Source organism: Melghirimyces thermohalophilus (genome assembly GCF_900102685.1).
Classification (GTDB): domain Bacteria; phylum Bacillota; class Bacilli; order Thermoactinomycetales; family DSM-45169; genus Melghirimyces; species Melghirimyces thermohalophilus.
Genome location: NZ_FMZA01000006.1, coordinates 52475 through 66589, shown reverse-complemented (window position 1 = coordinate 66589; position 14115 = coordinate 52475). Strand labels below are relative to the sequence as shown.

Sequence of the window (14115 nt, the reverse complement as noted above, 5' to 3'; positions counted from 1 at the left end):
TACCTGGAGTCCGACTGGGACGGAGCGTCACAAAAAGGCTGACCTTCCTAAAGGTCAGCCGCTACCTTTCATTCAACGCCGAGAGCCGATTCTCTCGTCTTGTAGATCTCGTCGACGCTTTTATGTTTTGCACGGGCAAGAACCTCCATCCGAACCGCCAACTGTCTTTCGGTAAATTGAAGCGTATCGGCCAGGGGAACGCCGAAGTGACTCTCCGTCTCGCCTTCCATCCCTTCCTGGTTCAAGGCGAAGGCGAGAGGCGCCAACTCTTCCAGCTTTTTTTCCACCCGTTCATACAGTTCCTGACGTTCGGAAATGAGCCGCTGCAGCAGAAAAGTCCCATAGCCGATATGACGGGATTCATCCCGTTTGATGTAACCGATGCCCTCCATCAAGCCGGGCATTTTTTGCGCCTTGTGAAGACCCTGGTAAAAGGAATGATACCCCGTCTCCGCCAGAACGCCTTCGATAAACATATTGTAGACAGTGGATGCCTCCGCCACCGCTTCCGGGCTCTGGTCCCGTTTGAGTCGGTTCATGGACTCGGGCAAAATCTCATAAAAAATCTTGCGGTAGGTTGGGCTGTGCAGGTGGGACAAATCTTGGGTTTGTCCCAATACATTCAATACGAGGCGGAAAAACTCCGTGTGTTTGGCTTCTTCAAATAAGAAGGTAGTCAAAAACATCTCCTCTTCGATTCGTCCTTCCTCGGCGATGGTCATCATCAGCGGAAGCAGATCCAGGGTGACCGCCTCTTCTCCTCCTTGAAACAGGGTAATCAATCGCAAGGTTTGTTGGCGCTGCCCCTCGGTCAATGAATTCCAGTCCTGAAGGTCCCGACTAAAATCAATCGCCTCCGGATCCCAGACTCCCAAAACCTTCGCTTTTCTAAACAACCGGTACGGTAAGGAGTCTGTCCGAATTCCCCGTCCACTGGTAGTAACCATTTCCTTCCGCATCCTATCCCTCCCGCCCTGCCCGTAGGCTCAAAATCGATTTCGCACTCATCATACCGGAAAAGGGGAAAACTTCCAACACCTATTTTTAAGGGGACGGACTTCACAAAAAAAACCGGAGATCACTCTCCGGTTTGCAGGATGCCTTATGGATGTGAATTTAATTTATGATCCGTTTTTTCAATCCCCGAATCAAGACGTCAACCACTTCGGGCCGGGAAAACTCAGGCGGTGGTTGGATCGCCTCCTTCAGCATTTTCCGCACCTTGGTCCCCGACAGCACAACATGGTCCTCTTCGGGATGGGGACAGGTCTTGAAGGAGGCCATCCCATCACAACGACGGCAGAAAAAGCTATGTTCGAAAAAGAGGGGGGTGATCCCTAGCTCTTCCTCCCGAAATTGGGAAAATATTTTTTGTGAATCATAGGTTCCGTAATAATCTCCCACCCCGGCATGATCCCGGCCCACGATAAAATGGGTACAACCGTAATTTTTCCGTGCCAAAGCATGCAAGAGCGCCTCTCTCGGCCCCGCGTAACGCATCGCCGCCGGATACACTCCGAAAAAGACCCGGTCCTTCGGGTAATAGTGGTCCAAGATCGCCCGGTAACTCTGCAGCCGGACCTCTGCCGGAATATCGTCTTCTTTCGTCTCTCCCACCAATGGATTTAAAAACAGACCATCCACCGTTTCCAAGGCGGATTTTTGAATATATTCATGGGCCCGGTGCACCGGGTTGCGCGTTTGAAAACCCACCACCCGCTTCCAGCCCCGTTCTCGAAAAAGTTTTCGGGTCTGTGCCGGCTCATACCAATCATCGGAAAAGACGCCATGATCCGGAGTCGAAAGCAGGCGAATCGGACCCCCGGCGTAGAGCGGCGATGTTTGATACAACCGGCTCACCCCCGGGTGAGCGGGATCCGTCGTCTGGAAAACCGCTCTCGCCTCCTGCTCCGGATCCACCCGATATAAGCTTTCCACCTCGATAACCGCATAAACACGCTGATCCGCTCCCCGGAGCGCCACGGTGCTCCCTTCCCGGATTCCTTCTGCCTCCTCCGGTACCGGCAGGATGATCGGAAGGCTCCATACGGTCCCGTCGGCTAATCGCATTTGATCCCGGACCGATCGGTAATCCTCTTCCCCCATAAATCCAGTCAACGGTGAAAAGACGCCGGTGGCGATGCATTCCAGATCGGAGAGTGTGCGCCTGGAAATCGTCAGGGTGGGAAGGGTCTTTGCCCGTTCCAGCCACTCTTGTCTCTCCTCAGCTCCACAGATTCGATGAACCAACACCCCTCCATGGGGGAGGATACTCATGTGAGATCGCCTCCCTGCTCGCCGGTGGACGAGGGATGGAGACCACACTCGGTTTTGTTGGTGCCGGACCACCGTCCCGCCCGTGAATCTTCCCCCGGTTGAACCTGACGGGTGCAGGGGATGCAGCCGATGCTGGGATAACGGTTGTCATGCATAGGGTTATAAGGAATCTGGTGTTGGTGGATGTAATCCCAAATCTGGGCTTCTTTCCAGTGGGCGAGCGGGTTTAGTTTGACCATTTGAAACTGGGTATCCCATTCCACCACTTGGGTGTGGGCCCGGGTGGGGGACTGCTCCCGACGGATCCCTGTACACCAGGCGTCATACCCTTTCAAAAACCGGCGCAGGGGTTCCACTTTCCGTACCATGCAACAGGAGTTGGGATCCCGTTTCCACAATTGATCCCCCCAAAGTTTGGCCTGCTCATCCAGGGTGTACGCCGGGCGGACACGGATAAAGCGGATCCCGTACTTTTCCGCCAATCGATCCCGAGTGCGATAGGTTTCTTCAAACAAGAGATCCGTATCCAAATAAAAGATCTTCGCATCGGCATCCACCTGGTGCATCATATGGACCAAAGCCACATCTTCATAGCCAAAGCTACAGGCCAGCGCCAGGGCCCTGCCGAAGCGTTTCGACCCCCACTCCAGGATCACTTGCGGATCGGCCCCATTTAGATCCTTCGCCGCTTGTTTCACCTCTTCGGTCAAACCTTGACCCCCGTCCAAAGGGGGACGGTCGTGGTGTTGATCAGACATCGATAAACCTCCTCCCCCTCTTTCCATATTCGAACCCCCCTCGGAAGGTCACTCTTTCCGTAGGATTTCTGTCAATGAAACATGGAAATCGCTGAGAGACGCAATTTACCCCCTATCCAATCGACAACAGGCTGATTCAGGCTCCCCATGGGCCGGTGCAGGACATGAAAACGTCAGCGACTGTTCTTGCCGGGATCGGCGGGCACCACTGGGATCGGCCCCTCCATCCCTTTTCCTTTGCCTTCATTGTTGTAGTAGTAATAATTCTCGGGCACCTCGCCGTTGATGACGACACTGTCGAGGGGATAATGGTATTCGACAGGGATGACATCGTCGTAGTTCATCGGCACCATGATACTCATCTCATTTTTTACCCGTAAATAGAAAGAAACCAGCACCGTGTTGATTCCCTTATCCTGGGCGGCAGCCACCACATCCACTTTGGTGGAACCCTTCGGCCAGATTTGCAAGGGGACATCGGGACCCACATCAGAAAATAGGCTGCTCTGCAAAACGGCGCCCAAGGGAATTCCATTATCTTGCTGCTCTAACTTTCGCAGTTCCTGCTGAATCTGGTTGCTGATTACCTGATAGACCTTGGCCTGAATTTCTGCATCGGTTTGGATATAAGCAATCGAGCCATCTTCGTTATGCTTGATGTTCATCAACTGATCCAAATCGGGGCCCAATGAGGCTTCCACCTCTTCAAACGCTTCCGACACCGCTTGCTGGGATATGTTTTTCACTCGGGTTTTAGCTAGCTTCAGCAAGGTTTTCTCCACACTGTTTTCCAGCTGATAAACCGCCGCAAACAGGAGCAGACCGACGAGGGCGATGATCCAATAGCGTTTCTTGCGAGGGCTGCGAAAACGGGGACGCCTTTTGAGCATCTTCTTCACCTCGTCATCTCGATCTGTGGTGTTTGGATAACCCATCGATTTATCCTATGTCTCCATTCTTGATACAAGACCGTCAAATCCCGCTGATCCACTTCAGAGAAACGATTGCGTCTTTTCAGTCCTTTTTTGTTACAATAGCATTGGATCGCATACTCAAAATAATGAAACAAAGGAGACTGGATATGGAACTGGTTGTTTACCTGGCCGGACAGATTCATGATGATTGGCGCGACCAGCTGCGGAAAAAAGCCGAGGAGCGCGGGCTACCTCTCGTGTTTAAGGGACCGCAGGAAAATCATGATCTCTCCGATGATATCGGTGAACGGATCAAAGGGGAGCAACCAAACAAGGTGTATCGGGACCAGGCTGCATCGGAAATTAACAACCTGCGAACCCGGATCTGGATGAACAAAGCGGATGTGGTGATCGCGCTGTTCGGAGAAAAATACCGGCAGTGGAACACCGCCATGGATGCAGCCGTCGCCATTGAAGCCGGCAAACCCCTGATCCTGGTCCGTCCCGAAGGGCTCGTTCACCCTCTAAAAGAGCTGTCTCAACGGGCCCAAGTCGTTGTGGAAACCCCGGATCAAGCCTTGGATGCACTGGCATACGTACTGGAATAGACAAATCCCGATCAAAAACCGGCCTGGTGAAGGCCGGTTTTTGTTCTGTATTATCGTCTCCCTTGCGGCAACAGCTCAGCGGGCTGATTCTCAAACACGTAGTAATCAATGTTGATGTTCATCAACAGATGATCTTTTCCGGTTTATCGATCCCGGATCAGAACAAAATCCCTTCCTACCTGTCACAAGGTTCCTGTCAGCACCTTGGCGTTCCAGCGGGGGTTTTCCTCATAGGTGAGGTGAATCGTCAATTCTTTTCCGATGTTGTTGTGAAGCAGATCCTCGGTATAATATCGCGTCTGCCGCTGGTTGGTCCCACTTTCCGCAGATGTGTAAAAGGCTTGCTGTGGATTCCAGTACAACATCACGCCTCCTCTCAACAGATCGCCGGACATTGTAACGCTTCCGGAGCGTAGAAACAGTGGGACTTGTATCGCCCGCTGAGAGACTGGTCAAACCAGGTCAGAGGACAATCTTCCTCCAGGCGGTAAAACCAGAGAGTGTGGGGAGCCGGATCCCGCCGCTCGCCTCTGATCACCCGTCGAGCGAGGCGCCTTTCCTTCTGTCGTGCCTGTCGGTAGAAAAAAGATTGCTGAACCGCCTCAAACCCTCCCGGCGATTAAAAAATCATCTCTTTGATCTGACGGATATCCTCAAAATCGAGACAGCAGGCCTTCACTCGGTTGACGCCCACATTGCCCACCATGACCATACCCGCCATTCCGCCCGCATCAAGCGGTCCAGCAATTTTTCTTCCTTGCTTGTCGCTTTCACCCGTGCCATCCAACCCACCTCTCCTCGAATTCACTTTATTCTGCAGACACAAAAAAGAACCGATAGAATCGGTTCCCAGCAATCCTCGTGGACTCAGACACGATAGGCGACCGTGCCGTTGACCACCGTCATCAGCGCCTTCGCTTCCAATAAGGCATCGGGATCCCCGGACAACAGGTCCCGGTCAAAGACGGATAGATCGGCATATTTTCCCGGTTGCAGACGGCCCCGTTCCGTCTCTTCCCCGGCGGCGAGGGCGCTGCCGACGGTATAGATCCACAGGGCTTCATAGGGAGTCAGCTTCTGCTCCGGTATATAGCCCGGATGGTCCGCCGCTTCCGGCGGCCGGCGAGTGACCGCAGCATGAATCCCCAGCAAAGGATCGATCGGTTCGATGGGAGCATCGCTGCCACCGCCGGCGGGAATCCCCCTTTGAACGATGGATTTCCAGGCATAGGAAGTGGGAAGCAGCGCCGCGGGCAAGCGATCCGCCGCCCAGGGGAAATCGCTGGCCACAAACCGAGGCTGTACATCGACGGCCAGGGGGAGTCGGGCCATCCGGTCCAGCAAGTCCCGCCGGAGCACCTGACCGTGGATCAACCGGTCCGGGGCGGCTCCCGTCGGCAACGGATGCTTTTCCAAAGCCTGGAGCACCTGATCCGCCGCCCCATCCCCGATGGCATGAACCGCTACCGGCATCCCGGCTTCCCTTGCCTCCTGCACCAACGCCTCCAACTTCTCCTGTTCATGGACGGCAAACCCGCAGGTGGAGGGATCATCGGCGTAGGGGCGGGAGAGCAAGGCCGTCCGGCCGCCAAAAGAACCGTCAGCAAACAGCTTCACCGCTCCAAAACGGAACCAACGGTCCCCGGAGCCAAAGGCCAGACCCGCCTCCCGGAACGAGGGGAGATAGGGATAGTAGACCAGATGGTGCGTGCGGAGCAGAATCCCCTCCTCGATCAGCCCCCGATAAATGTGAATTAAAGCATCCACGCTTTCAGCGGAGCGTAGATCCTCGGTATGAACGCCGGTCAAACCTTTGGCTAAGGCCTCCCGGGCGGCAACCCGGGTCCATTCCTTTCGCTCCGCCAAGGTCCGGGGCGGAACGGCAGCCATGAAAACTTGGGAGGCATTTTCATAAACCAGTCCAGTAAGCTCGCCCCTTTCGTCCCGGCCAAAGGTTCCATCCGGGGGGTCTGGCGTTTCCCGGGAAATTCCCGCCGCTTCAAAAGCCGCCGTGTTGACGGCCTGCACGTGGTGACACACCCGCGTCAACATCACCGGCTGATGCGGCGCGATCCGATCCAACTCCTGCCGGGTGGGAGGCTCCGGAGTGGGAAACCGGTTTTCGTCCCAATTTAATCCCAGCACCCATTTTCCTTCCGGGGTGGCCCGGGCCCGTTTCCCCACTTCCCGAAGCAGCTCTTCCTTGGAGCGGATGTCGGAAAGATCCAACAAAGACAACTTTATCCCGTGGCCCATCAGATGGAGATGGCTGTCTGTCAAACCGGGGTAGACGTAAGCTCCCTCCAGATCGGTGCGGGTAACGCCGGCCTGGCCAGCCTGCAGCAGAATCTCCTCGGTGGATCCGACAGCGGCCACCCGCCCCTCCTCCACCAGCAGGGCTTCGGCCCGAGGGAGGGATGGGTCCAGGGTGACGATGTTACCGTTGTAATAGATGTGTTTCTTCATAAGTCCACTCTTTTCTGTCGCAGCAAGGTTTGCACTCATTGTACCGAAACCCGCCGCAAACCGACAAATCCCGATCAGTTAAACCGCGCCGCTTCCCACTTGCTGCTGTTGGTCCGCTTGCACCCCTTGGCTGCCGAAAACGGGACGGGTCGTGAGGTTGGAAAGATCCAGCCCTAACTCCGCTACCAGCACGGAAGCAAAGGAGGGATCCCAGCGACGCAGGATCAAGCCAGCTCCTCCCTGGGAAGAGACCGCCGTCCCTTCCACAGTCAGCCCGATCGACTCCAGCCGCTGACGGAGAGTGTCCGCATCCAGGATGCCCGTATTTCGGGGATTCAAAAAGACAAAGCGGGTCCCTCCCGACTCTGCCGCCGGCAACAACAGCGGATCCTCATCTAGGGAGCGCCGCGGTACCGGGAGAGAGAGGTTGCACAGATCTTCCACCACCGCACTGGCAGTCGGCTTCTCTCCAGCGCCCTGCCCCACCAGGGTTACATCCTGTACGAGATCCCCCTCCAGGTGGATCGCATTGTGGACACCGTTGACCGAAGCCAATGGATGGGAGGATGGAAGTAAGGTGGGTTCCACACCGAGGCTGATCGGGCCCATTTCCCCATACTGCTCCCCGACGGCGAGCAACTTGAGCCGATAACCCAAACGGGCGATCAGCTCCAATTCTGCCGCCGTCACATCCCGAATCCCCTTTCGCCGCACTTCCGGCACCGGGATATGGGCTCCAAAGGCCAACCGTCCCAGGATCGACAGTTTGTAAACCGCATCGAATCCATCTACATCGGCCGCAGGATCCGCTTCCGCATAGCCTTTTTCCTGCGCCTCCGCAAGTATCTGGTCAAAGGAAACCCCAGCATCGGCCATCCGGGTCAAAATATAGTTGGTGGTCCCGTTCAGAATCCCCGATACCCGATAAATGCGATTGCTCTTTAGCAGATGGAGCAGAGTGCCCAGCACAGGAATCCCGCCCCCGACACTGGCCTCATACAGAAACTGAACCCCGTTGTTCCGCGCCAGCCGTTCCAACTCCGGGCCGTGTTTGGCCACCAGCTCCTTATTGGCGGTGACGATGTGACAGCCGGCAACCATCGCCTGTTCGATATAGGTGCGTGCCGGCTCAATCCCCCCGATCGCTTCCACGACCACCTGAACGTCAGCGTCCATCACCTGGTCAAACCGGGTCGTGATCAGAGGCTCCACCTCTTTCACCCGCTTTTTGTCGGCATTTTGCACCAAGACGGCCCGCACTTCAAAGGTGGATTCTGTCCGCTTCAGGATCACATCTTCCTGGTTTCGCAAGGCATGAAACACCCCTGCACCTACGGTACCGAATCCCAACAGCCCGACTCCGATCCCTTTCACTGCCTAAATCCCCCCATCTTTATATCAAAAGCCCCCTCGTGAAGAGGGGGCCCATCTGATGCGATCCGTCGCACTAAAGCTCCCACTCCTTATCTTTCAACGCCCCAAGCGTTGCAGGATTTGGCACCGTGCCTGGATCATTCTCAGGCGGGTTGCCGGGCTTCATCGGGCCAGTCCCTCCACCTCTCTGGATAACGAGCAGATCAACCTGTTCGATTGTAATTAGCCCATATTATATACAAGGCAAAAATTTGCGTCAACAAGTGATCAAGTAGAACTTCGTTTCCATTCCTACACAGTACGTGCGGCGTACCTCAGAGTAAAAGTCATTCATTTGATCATGAATAACCATCTGAAAATCCGATGATATATTCCGTAAAGAAAAGCCACCCTGACCCGAGTGGCTTCTTTCTTTTATGCAAGCGGATTTTCCGTCTCATAAAGGTCGAACACATTTCCCATCGAGACCTCTTCCCGCGCCAAGGTGATCGATGCCTGATAACTCTCCAGCGGACGGATTTGCAACAGATGGTCGATCACCGCCTGGATGTTGGTCGACTGATAATTTTCTTCCAACCCTTTAACCACCCACCAATGGCGATATTCACCTCGTCTTTTACAGTGGATCGTGACCCGAGGCTGATTGCGTTGATGAGGAAACACGAGCATTTGGTTCGTTTCCATCTCATCCAGCTTTTCCACCAATTCTTGGCGATGGTGACGATGGTCCAATGGTTTCACCTCTCCGGTGTTCTATAAAATCGGCTTCTTTTTTCTTTTCGAACGCCAATAGACCGATGGCCGCCACATAAAAAGAATCGACAGCTTTTCTTTTGGACGGATCCGAAATAGATAGTCTGAGAGGGTCTTCACATCGCTAAAGTATCCTGGTGTCTCGTGCGAGCCTTGTGCTACCTTCCAACGCCGAGATCGATTCCATTGATAACAACGAACCATGATTTGCGGATAATTTCTCTGATGGGGAATGAGCAGGACATCATCGGGAGTCATCTGTCTCAGATTTTTCTCCAGATCGGTAGGCTGGATCATGCTCTCCCCCCTTGTCACGCTTTTGCTGAGGCGAAGCATGGGTTTGTTTCTCTTCTTTCATCCCGTACAAGTAATAGAGGTCCATTTCGAAGTTGGTCATAGTGGATGCCCTCCTGACAATGTGGGGGATATACACTGAACAGCACAGAAGGGAGCCTCGTCGCTCCCTGACACGTGGAGTGGTTTTCCGGAAGTACTTTAATTGTTTGTTTTGCGTCGCCTCTTCTACTTCCAGAGAGCCGCACCGATCAGCAGCCAGGATCGTTAACTGGTAGCGGTGTCGGGCTATTGACCGCTTTTTTTATCGTCGGTGGTCTCCTTAAGGAGAGTTGGCTTGTCTCCTGGACTCCCCATCCTCGATCAATTGTTGGCCTTCACTAAACCGTCCTTTCAAAAACAAAACCCTTTTTCAAGAATGTGACAAGTTTGATTGTAAAAGAAAAGGGGTCTTTTGTGTATTGGCAGGAAGGACTATCTTTTTGTAAGTCTCTTTCCTGAAACAAAGGACCTTTTGGTATTTAATTACTAAACAAGGAAGTAATTTGTTTTCCCCATCTCGCCGAGCCCGTTTTGTCGAAACGGAGTCCAGGAAGCATGCGGGGATTAAAACCTATCGGGGGAATCTATATAACGGTTGGTGTATGGATGAAATCATCGATTCCATAAAAAAGCCGCCCGCAATCGGACGGCTTTAAAAAATGCCGGTTTAGGGGGAAGGTTTGACCTTGCATCCTATCATTACGACTATGCTTAACACATGGGTACCATCCCGAAAACGCTCCCTTCGCCCGATAGTCAAAGGGGGAATCCCGGTGTAATATAACCATATCCCGCCCGGCGCCACTTGACTTTGACGGTTGATCAAACCTTTCATATCTACACCCCATCTTCGATTGGAAGGCATTCCTCCTTTAGTGATCTGTATCCGCTGCCCGAAGGGCAGCTTTTTTTGTGCACTTTTGAATAACTTACCTGATCTTTGTTTCCACCCGTTACCGGAGGAGCTTCTGAGTCAAAGAGGGTGGATCCTTCGCTATCATTTCGCCAATGGGCCAAGGTTCGGGTATCAGGGGAATCATCTCCCCGGCAGTCCCGGTATTCAGAAATCCCATCGCACTGCATACTGACGGATACTCAATGTTTGCTTTCTCGTTGGTGTTTTTCCGCAGGGATCAAGCCAAGTTCTTTGGGAGACTTCCCTTGTTGAAACCGTTTTTTCACTTGATCCGCTTTTTTCGGAAACGACCCACACCGAGAGTCCTGCGTGGGCCCGCTTTTTATACATCATTTTTCTATCTAAAGGATCAATTGGACTATGAACGATGCATTACCCCTCATTCTAGGCGACGTTCGATAGGCCTTCTGTTCTCCTAAGACCATAAAAAACCCCTCCGTGAAAGAAGGGGTGTTTTTATCCCTCTATCATTTTATTCAGATGGAACGTCCATTTTTTGGTGTTTTTCTTGATATTTGTTTCCCTTCGTGTATATACTGGTGGCAGGAAGAGCCGAGGGAACCCACCCTGCCGTGGGTCGGCGAAGCCCTGTTGTGGACCGCCATCCGCAACAGGGTTTATACTGGCCTAGCCAACAACAGGTGAGAGGACTATCGCTTATTTTGCCATTCGCAACAAAGCCTCAAAAAGGCCACCATGACGCTTAGCAAAGCCGCGATTGCAGAAATGGCTTCCCAAATAGGCCCCACCCCCTTGGTCGAAAAGCTCGACCCAGGCAGGGTGGGGTTTGCTCTTTCCTGCCACCCTTATCCTACCACATTTTTCCCACCCTTGATAGCGGTTTTAGAACATTTGTTCCCGTATTTGTTTTTTTGAGAGGAGGTACACGCTGTGGACATCGAATCGAATGATGAGGGAAAGGAGAGAAATGGGTTTGGTGGGGGAAAGAACGTACCCCAGCCATGGGCACAAAGAGTCGAAACCGACGGGCCATGAGGCAGCCCGCAGCATCCAATCCATTCAGACAGCGGAAATGGCGGAGTCGGGGAGCTTTTTAAAGCGTTGGGACACGCAGGGTGCGCTTCGGTTGCCATGGACCAGCAATCAGTACCACCAGCACCCCCTGTCATCCTTTTTCCACACACCGGCCTCTTAGACAGACGGGAGGGAAGAGCAGAGAAGCCTGTGATTACTAGGTTTTCTGGACATTTTTCAGGAGAGCCGATATGATAAAGTTATTCGACAAATCATAGCTACGGAGGGGCAAATCATGAACTTATACATCGTGATCCCACTGATCGTCTGCATTCTTTCCTTGATCGGAACCATTGTTCTGGGACGGAACCAGGAGCGGGAATCGAAGCAGTACTCCTATAACTTCGGCGCCCTGGTCCTGATTTACGTCCTCGGTATCTCCTTCAGCGCTCTGGCGGTGGCAATTATCTTCCAACTCTACTGAGTATCTCTTTCCGCAACGATCCGGTTTTTCAAGACACCCAGACCCTCAATTTCCAGCTCCACCTCATCCTCCGGCTGCAGCCAGCGGTGGGTTTCCGTCCCCAGTTCCAGGATGCACCCTGTTCCCACTGTGCCAGAGCCGATCAGATCCCCAGGTTTCAGGGTACAATGACGGGAAGCCTGCTCAATCATCTGGGCAAAGGTATAATGAAGATCGGCAACGTTTCCCCGGGATAGCTCTCGGCCATTGACCCGGGCGGTCATGGTTAAATCAAAGCGATCGCCGTCCCGGCGATGCTGCAATTCGTCCAACGTGACCAGCCAGGGGCCGACGGAGGTGGCAAAATCCTTCCCTTTCGCTGGACCCAACCCCACCTTCATCTCTTTTTGCTGCAGATCCCGCGCACTCCAATCATTTAAGATACAGAGCCCCGCGATATGATCCAATGCCCGCTCCGCCGGAATATTTTTTCCCTCTTTACCGATAACAAAACCCACCTCCAGTTCATAATCCAGCGCCTCGGTCGCTTTCGGCTTCTCCACCTCGACGTCGGGACCGTGAATGGAGTGAGGGTTGGAAAAATAGAAAACCGGGATCTCGTACCATTCCGGGATCATATCCAGTCCCCTGCGGCCGCGGGTGGCTTTTACATGTTGTTCAAAGGCGTAAAAATCCCGAAAGCTGCGGGGGTTTGGTAAAGGAGCCGATAACTTCGCCTCTGCCAACGGCAGGGCGACCGGTTCACCTTCCACATGAAGGGAGTCGGGACGTTCCCCCCGAAGGGCATCAGCCACCTGGTTGAGGATCTGCCTCCCTTCCGTCTCCGCTTCCAACAGGCCCAACATATCCACAGGAAGGACACGGGTGATAGGGATCCCTTTATTCAACGTGGCCCATTCCTGGGCAAAGCCGATATCTACAATCCACCCACCCTGCAGCCACCCGACCCGAGACGCCGCCATCTGCTCACGGATGGTCAATTCCGTCTCTTTGACAAGGTATGTAACCAGTTTCATCCATATCACCCCTCCTTTTTTCAGCATATTCCGATAGATTGATTTCAGCAAGCCTTTTTAAAAAAAGCACCCCCGTCTCCGAGGGGTGCTGACCCGTTTCAAAGGGCTGAGGGAAAAGGTTTCGCCTGTAGCGATTCTTCTGCGATCCGGCGGGCGGCATCCGGTGTGGCCAATTGACCCAACCGATCGGCCATCCAACGGCGTAAATCGGGATAGGCGAAGAGGTATCGCACTAGCCGCTGCACCGTATCCGGCTGCACGGCTAAGGCACCGCCCTGTCGCACCAGATATTGCTGATTGGCGAATTCTTGACCCGGCAATGCCTGAAACAACAGGAGAGGAACCCGTTTCAACATCGCCTCCGTGATGCTCATCCCGCCTGGTTTGGTCACCAGGAGATCCGCCGCATCCAGCCACAGATGAATATCTTTCCGGTACCCCTCCACATGCACATCCCCTTTCCAAGGGGTTGAAGTCAGCTCCTGATACATTTTCTCATTTTTCCCGGTCATCACCTGGATGCGCAGGGGAAAAGAGATCTCACACAAGGCGCCGACAATATCGTAGAGGGGACCGTGTCCCAGACCGCCACCCATTACCAACAACATCGGGATCTCAGGATCCAACCCCAATCGGGTCCGCGCTTCCTGCCGGGAGGTGCATTTTTGAAACTGGGTACCACAAGGGATTCCCGTCTCCAGCACCTGACTCCCCGTCTGCCGTCGCAGGCGCTCTCTTCCCTCTCGATCCATCACTCCGGGAGGCAGACAGAGGAGATCTGGCATTCGAATCAGCCACAGGGGATGGATATCATAATCGGTTACCACCCCGGTAGAGGGAAGCTGTCTCCACTCTGGCGGGATCAGCCACAGGGAAAAGGGGTGGGTAGCGATGAGACGGGTCGGTTGAAAGGTGGATAAGAGCTGATTTAGTTTTTTGCGGATCATCCAGCCCATCTTTTCAATTAGCTGATGGGAGACGGAGCGAAGGAGACGGGATTGGGACGTTCCATCGTAAAGAACATGATAAAAGGACGGAAAGCGGGTCAACATCCGATTGTAGCCGGATTGCAGTAAAGGATGGAAAGTCCCAGGGACCATCTCCAAAAGATCCACCGTTTTGGCCATCGTCCCTTGCTGGCGGACCGCTTCCTCGACGGCTTGGGCGGCAGCGTTGTGCCCGGTGCCGAAGCCCATCGTCACAAGCAGTACCCGTTCCATTGACTGCACCCCCATTCT

At 53.8% G+C, this 14115-nt stretch carries 14 protein-coding genes, 1 pseudogene and 1 riboswitch; of the genes and pseudogenes, 3 read left to right on the top strand and 12 right to left on the bottom strand.

All coding sequences use genetic code 11. From position 1 onward, the window contains the following. Window positions 1-68: 68 nt before the first annotated feature. From BLP91_RS05690 to yunB, 4 genes are all read right to left on the bottom strand, one after another. Entirely contained in the window at window positions 69-959 is an 891-nt protein-coding gene (locus BLP91_RS05690; protein ID WP_091567560.1) for a R2-like ligand-binding oxidase, read from the bottom strand. Window positions 960-1116: 157 nt separating this feature from the next. Next, a complete protein-coding gene (gene sat / locus BLP91_RS05685) occupies window positions 1117-2277 on the bottom strand; it encodes a sulfate adenylyltransferase (protein WP_091567557.1) in 1161 nt (386 codons plus the stop codon). Beyond that, the gene (locus BLP91_RS05680) at window positions 2274-3035 is read right to left on the bottom strand and encodes a phosphoadenylyl-sulfate reductase (protein WP_091567554.1); all 762 of its coding nucleotides are present in this window, start codon (window positions 3033-3035) and stop codon (window positions 2274-2276) included. The genes sat and BLP91_RS05680 overlap by 4 nt, the downstream gene beginning before the upstream one ends. 173 nt (window positions 3036-3208) lie before the next feature. Then, window positions 3209-3925: a sporulation protein YunB gene (gene yunB, locus BLP91_RS05675; RefSeq protein WP_176757850.1), complete on the bottom strand. Its 717-nt coding sequence runs from the start codon at window positions 3923-3925 to the stop codon at window positions 3209-3211. A 191-nt stretch (window positions 3926-4116) separates the two neighbouring features. Here yunB and BLP91_RS05670 point away from each other — a divergent pair, with 191 nt between their 5' ends. Then, window positions 4117-4557 carry a YtoQ family protein gene (locus tag BLP91_RS05670; RefSeq protein ID WP_091567548.1) on the top strand — a complete coding sequence of 147 codons (441 nt, stop codon included), beginning with the start codon at window positions 4117-4119 and terminating at the stop codon, window positions 4555-4557. Between the two features lie 182 nt (window positions 4558-4739). Here the strand turns inward: BLP91_RS05670 and BLP91_RS05665 are convergent, their stop codons facing one another. The 6 genes and pseudogenes from BLP91_RS05665 to BLP91_RS16655 all read right to left on the bottom strand — a co-directional run bounded on the left by BLP91_RS05665 (window position 4740) and on the right by BLP91_RS16655 (window position 9547). Further along, entirely contained in the window at window positions 4740-4919 is a 180-nt protein-coding gene (locus tag BLP91_RS05665) for a spore coat protein GerQ (RefSeq protein WP_091567546.1), read from the bottom strand. 14 nt (window positions 4920-4933) lie between these two features. Beyond that, window positions 4934-5340 (bottom strand): annotated as a pseudogene (locus tag BLP91_RS05660) (cell wall hydrolase). Between the two features lie 84 nt (window positions 5341-5424). Beyond that, window positions 5425-7023, bottom strand: coding sequence for an amidohydrolase (locus BLP91_RS05655; protein ID WP_091567543.1), 1599 nt, complete (start codon window positions 7021-7023; stop codon window positions 5425-5427). Window positions 7024-7101: 78 nt separating this feature from the next. Beyond that, window positions 7102-8397: a homoserine dehydrogenase gene (locus tag BLP91_RS05650; protein ID WP_091567541.1), complete on the bottom strand. Its 1296-nt coding sequence runs from the start codon at window positions 8395-8397 to the stop codon at window positions 7102-7104. An 86-nt stretch (window positions 8398-8483) separates the two neighbouring features. Next, window positions 8484-8595, bottom strand: a riboswitch (SAM riboswitch). Window positions 8596-8811: 216 nt separating this feature from the next. Continuing rightward, window positions 8812-9129: a hypothetical protein gene (locus tag BLP91_RS05645; protein WP_091567539.1), complete on the bottom strand. Its 318-nt coding sequence runs from the start codon at window positions 9127-9129 to the stop codon at window positions 8812-8814. Window positions 9130-9394: 265 nt separating this feature from the next. Next, window positions 9395-9547: a hypothetical protein gene (locus tag BLP91_RS16655; RefSeq protein WP_176757849.1), complete on the bottom strand. Its 153-nt coding sequence runs from the start codon at window positions 9545-9547 to the stop codon at window positions 9395-9397. Window positions 9548-11339: 1792 nt separating this feature from the next. Between BLP91_RS16655 and BLP91_RS05640 the strand changes: the two genes are divergently transcribed. After that, entirely contained in the window at window positions 11340-11558 is a 219-nt protein-coding gene (locus BLP91_RS05640) for a hypothetical protein (protein WP_143003475.1), read from the top strand. A 114-nt stretch (window positions 11559-11672) separates the two neighbouring features. Next, the gene (locus BLP91_RS05635; protein WP_091567535.1) at window positions 11673-11861 is read left to right on the top strand and encodes a hypothetical protein; all 189 of its coding nucleotides are present in this window, start codon (window positions 11673-11675) and stop codon (window positions 11859-11861) included. Here the strand turns inward: BLP91_RS05635 and BLP91_RS05630 are convergent. Further along, window positions 11855-12877, bottom strand: coding sequence for a fumarylacetoacetate hydrolase family protein (locus BLP91_RS05630; protein ID WP_425412179.1), 1023 nt, complete (start codon window positions 12875-12877; stop codon window positions 11855-11857). The genes BLP91_RS05635 and BLP91_RS05630 overlap by 7 nt on opposite strands. A 98-nt stretch (window positions 12878-12975) precedes the next feature. Continuing rightward, entirely contained in the window at window positions 12976-14097 is a 1122-nt protein-coding gene (locus BLP91_RS05625) for an MGDG synthase family glycosyltransferase (protein WP_176757848.1), read from the bottom strand. Window positions 14098-14115: the final 18 nt, after the last annotated feature.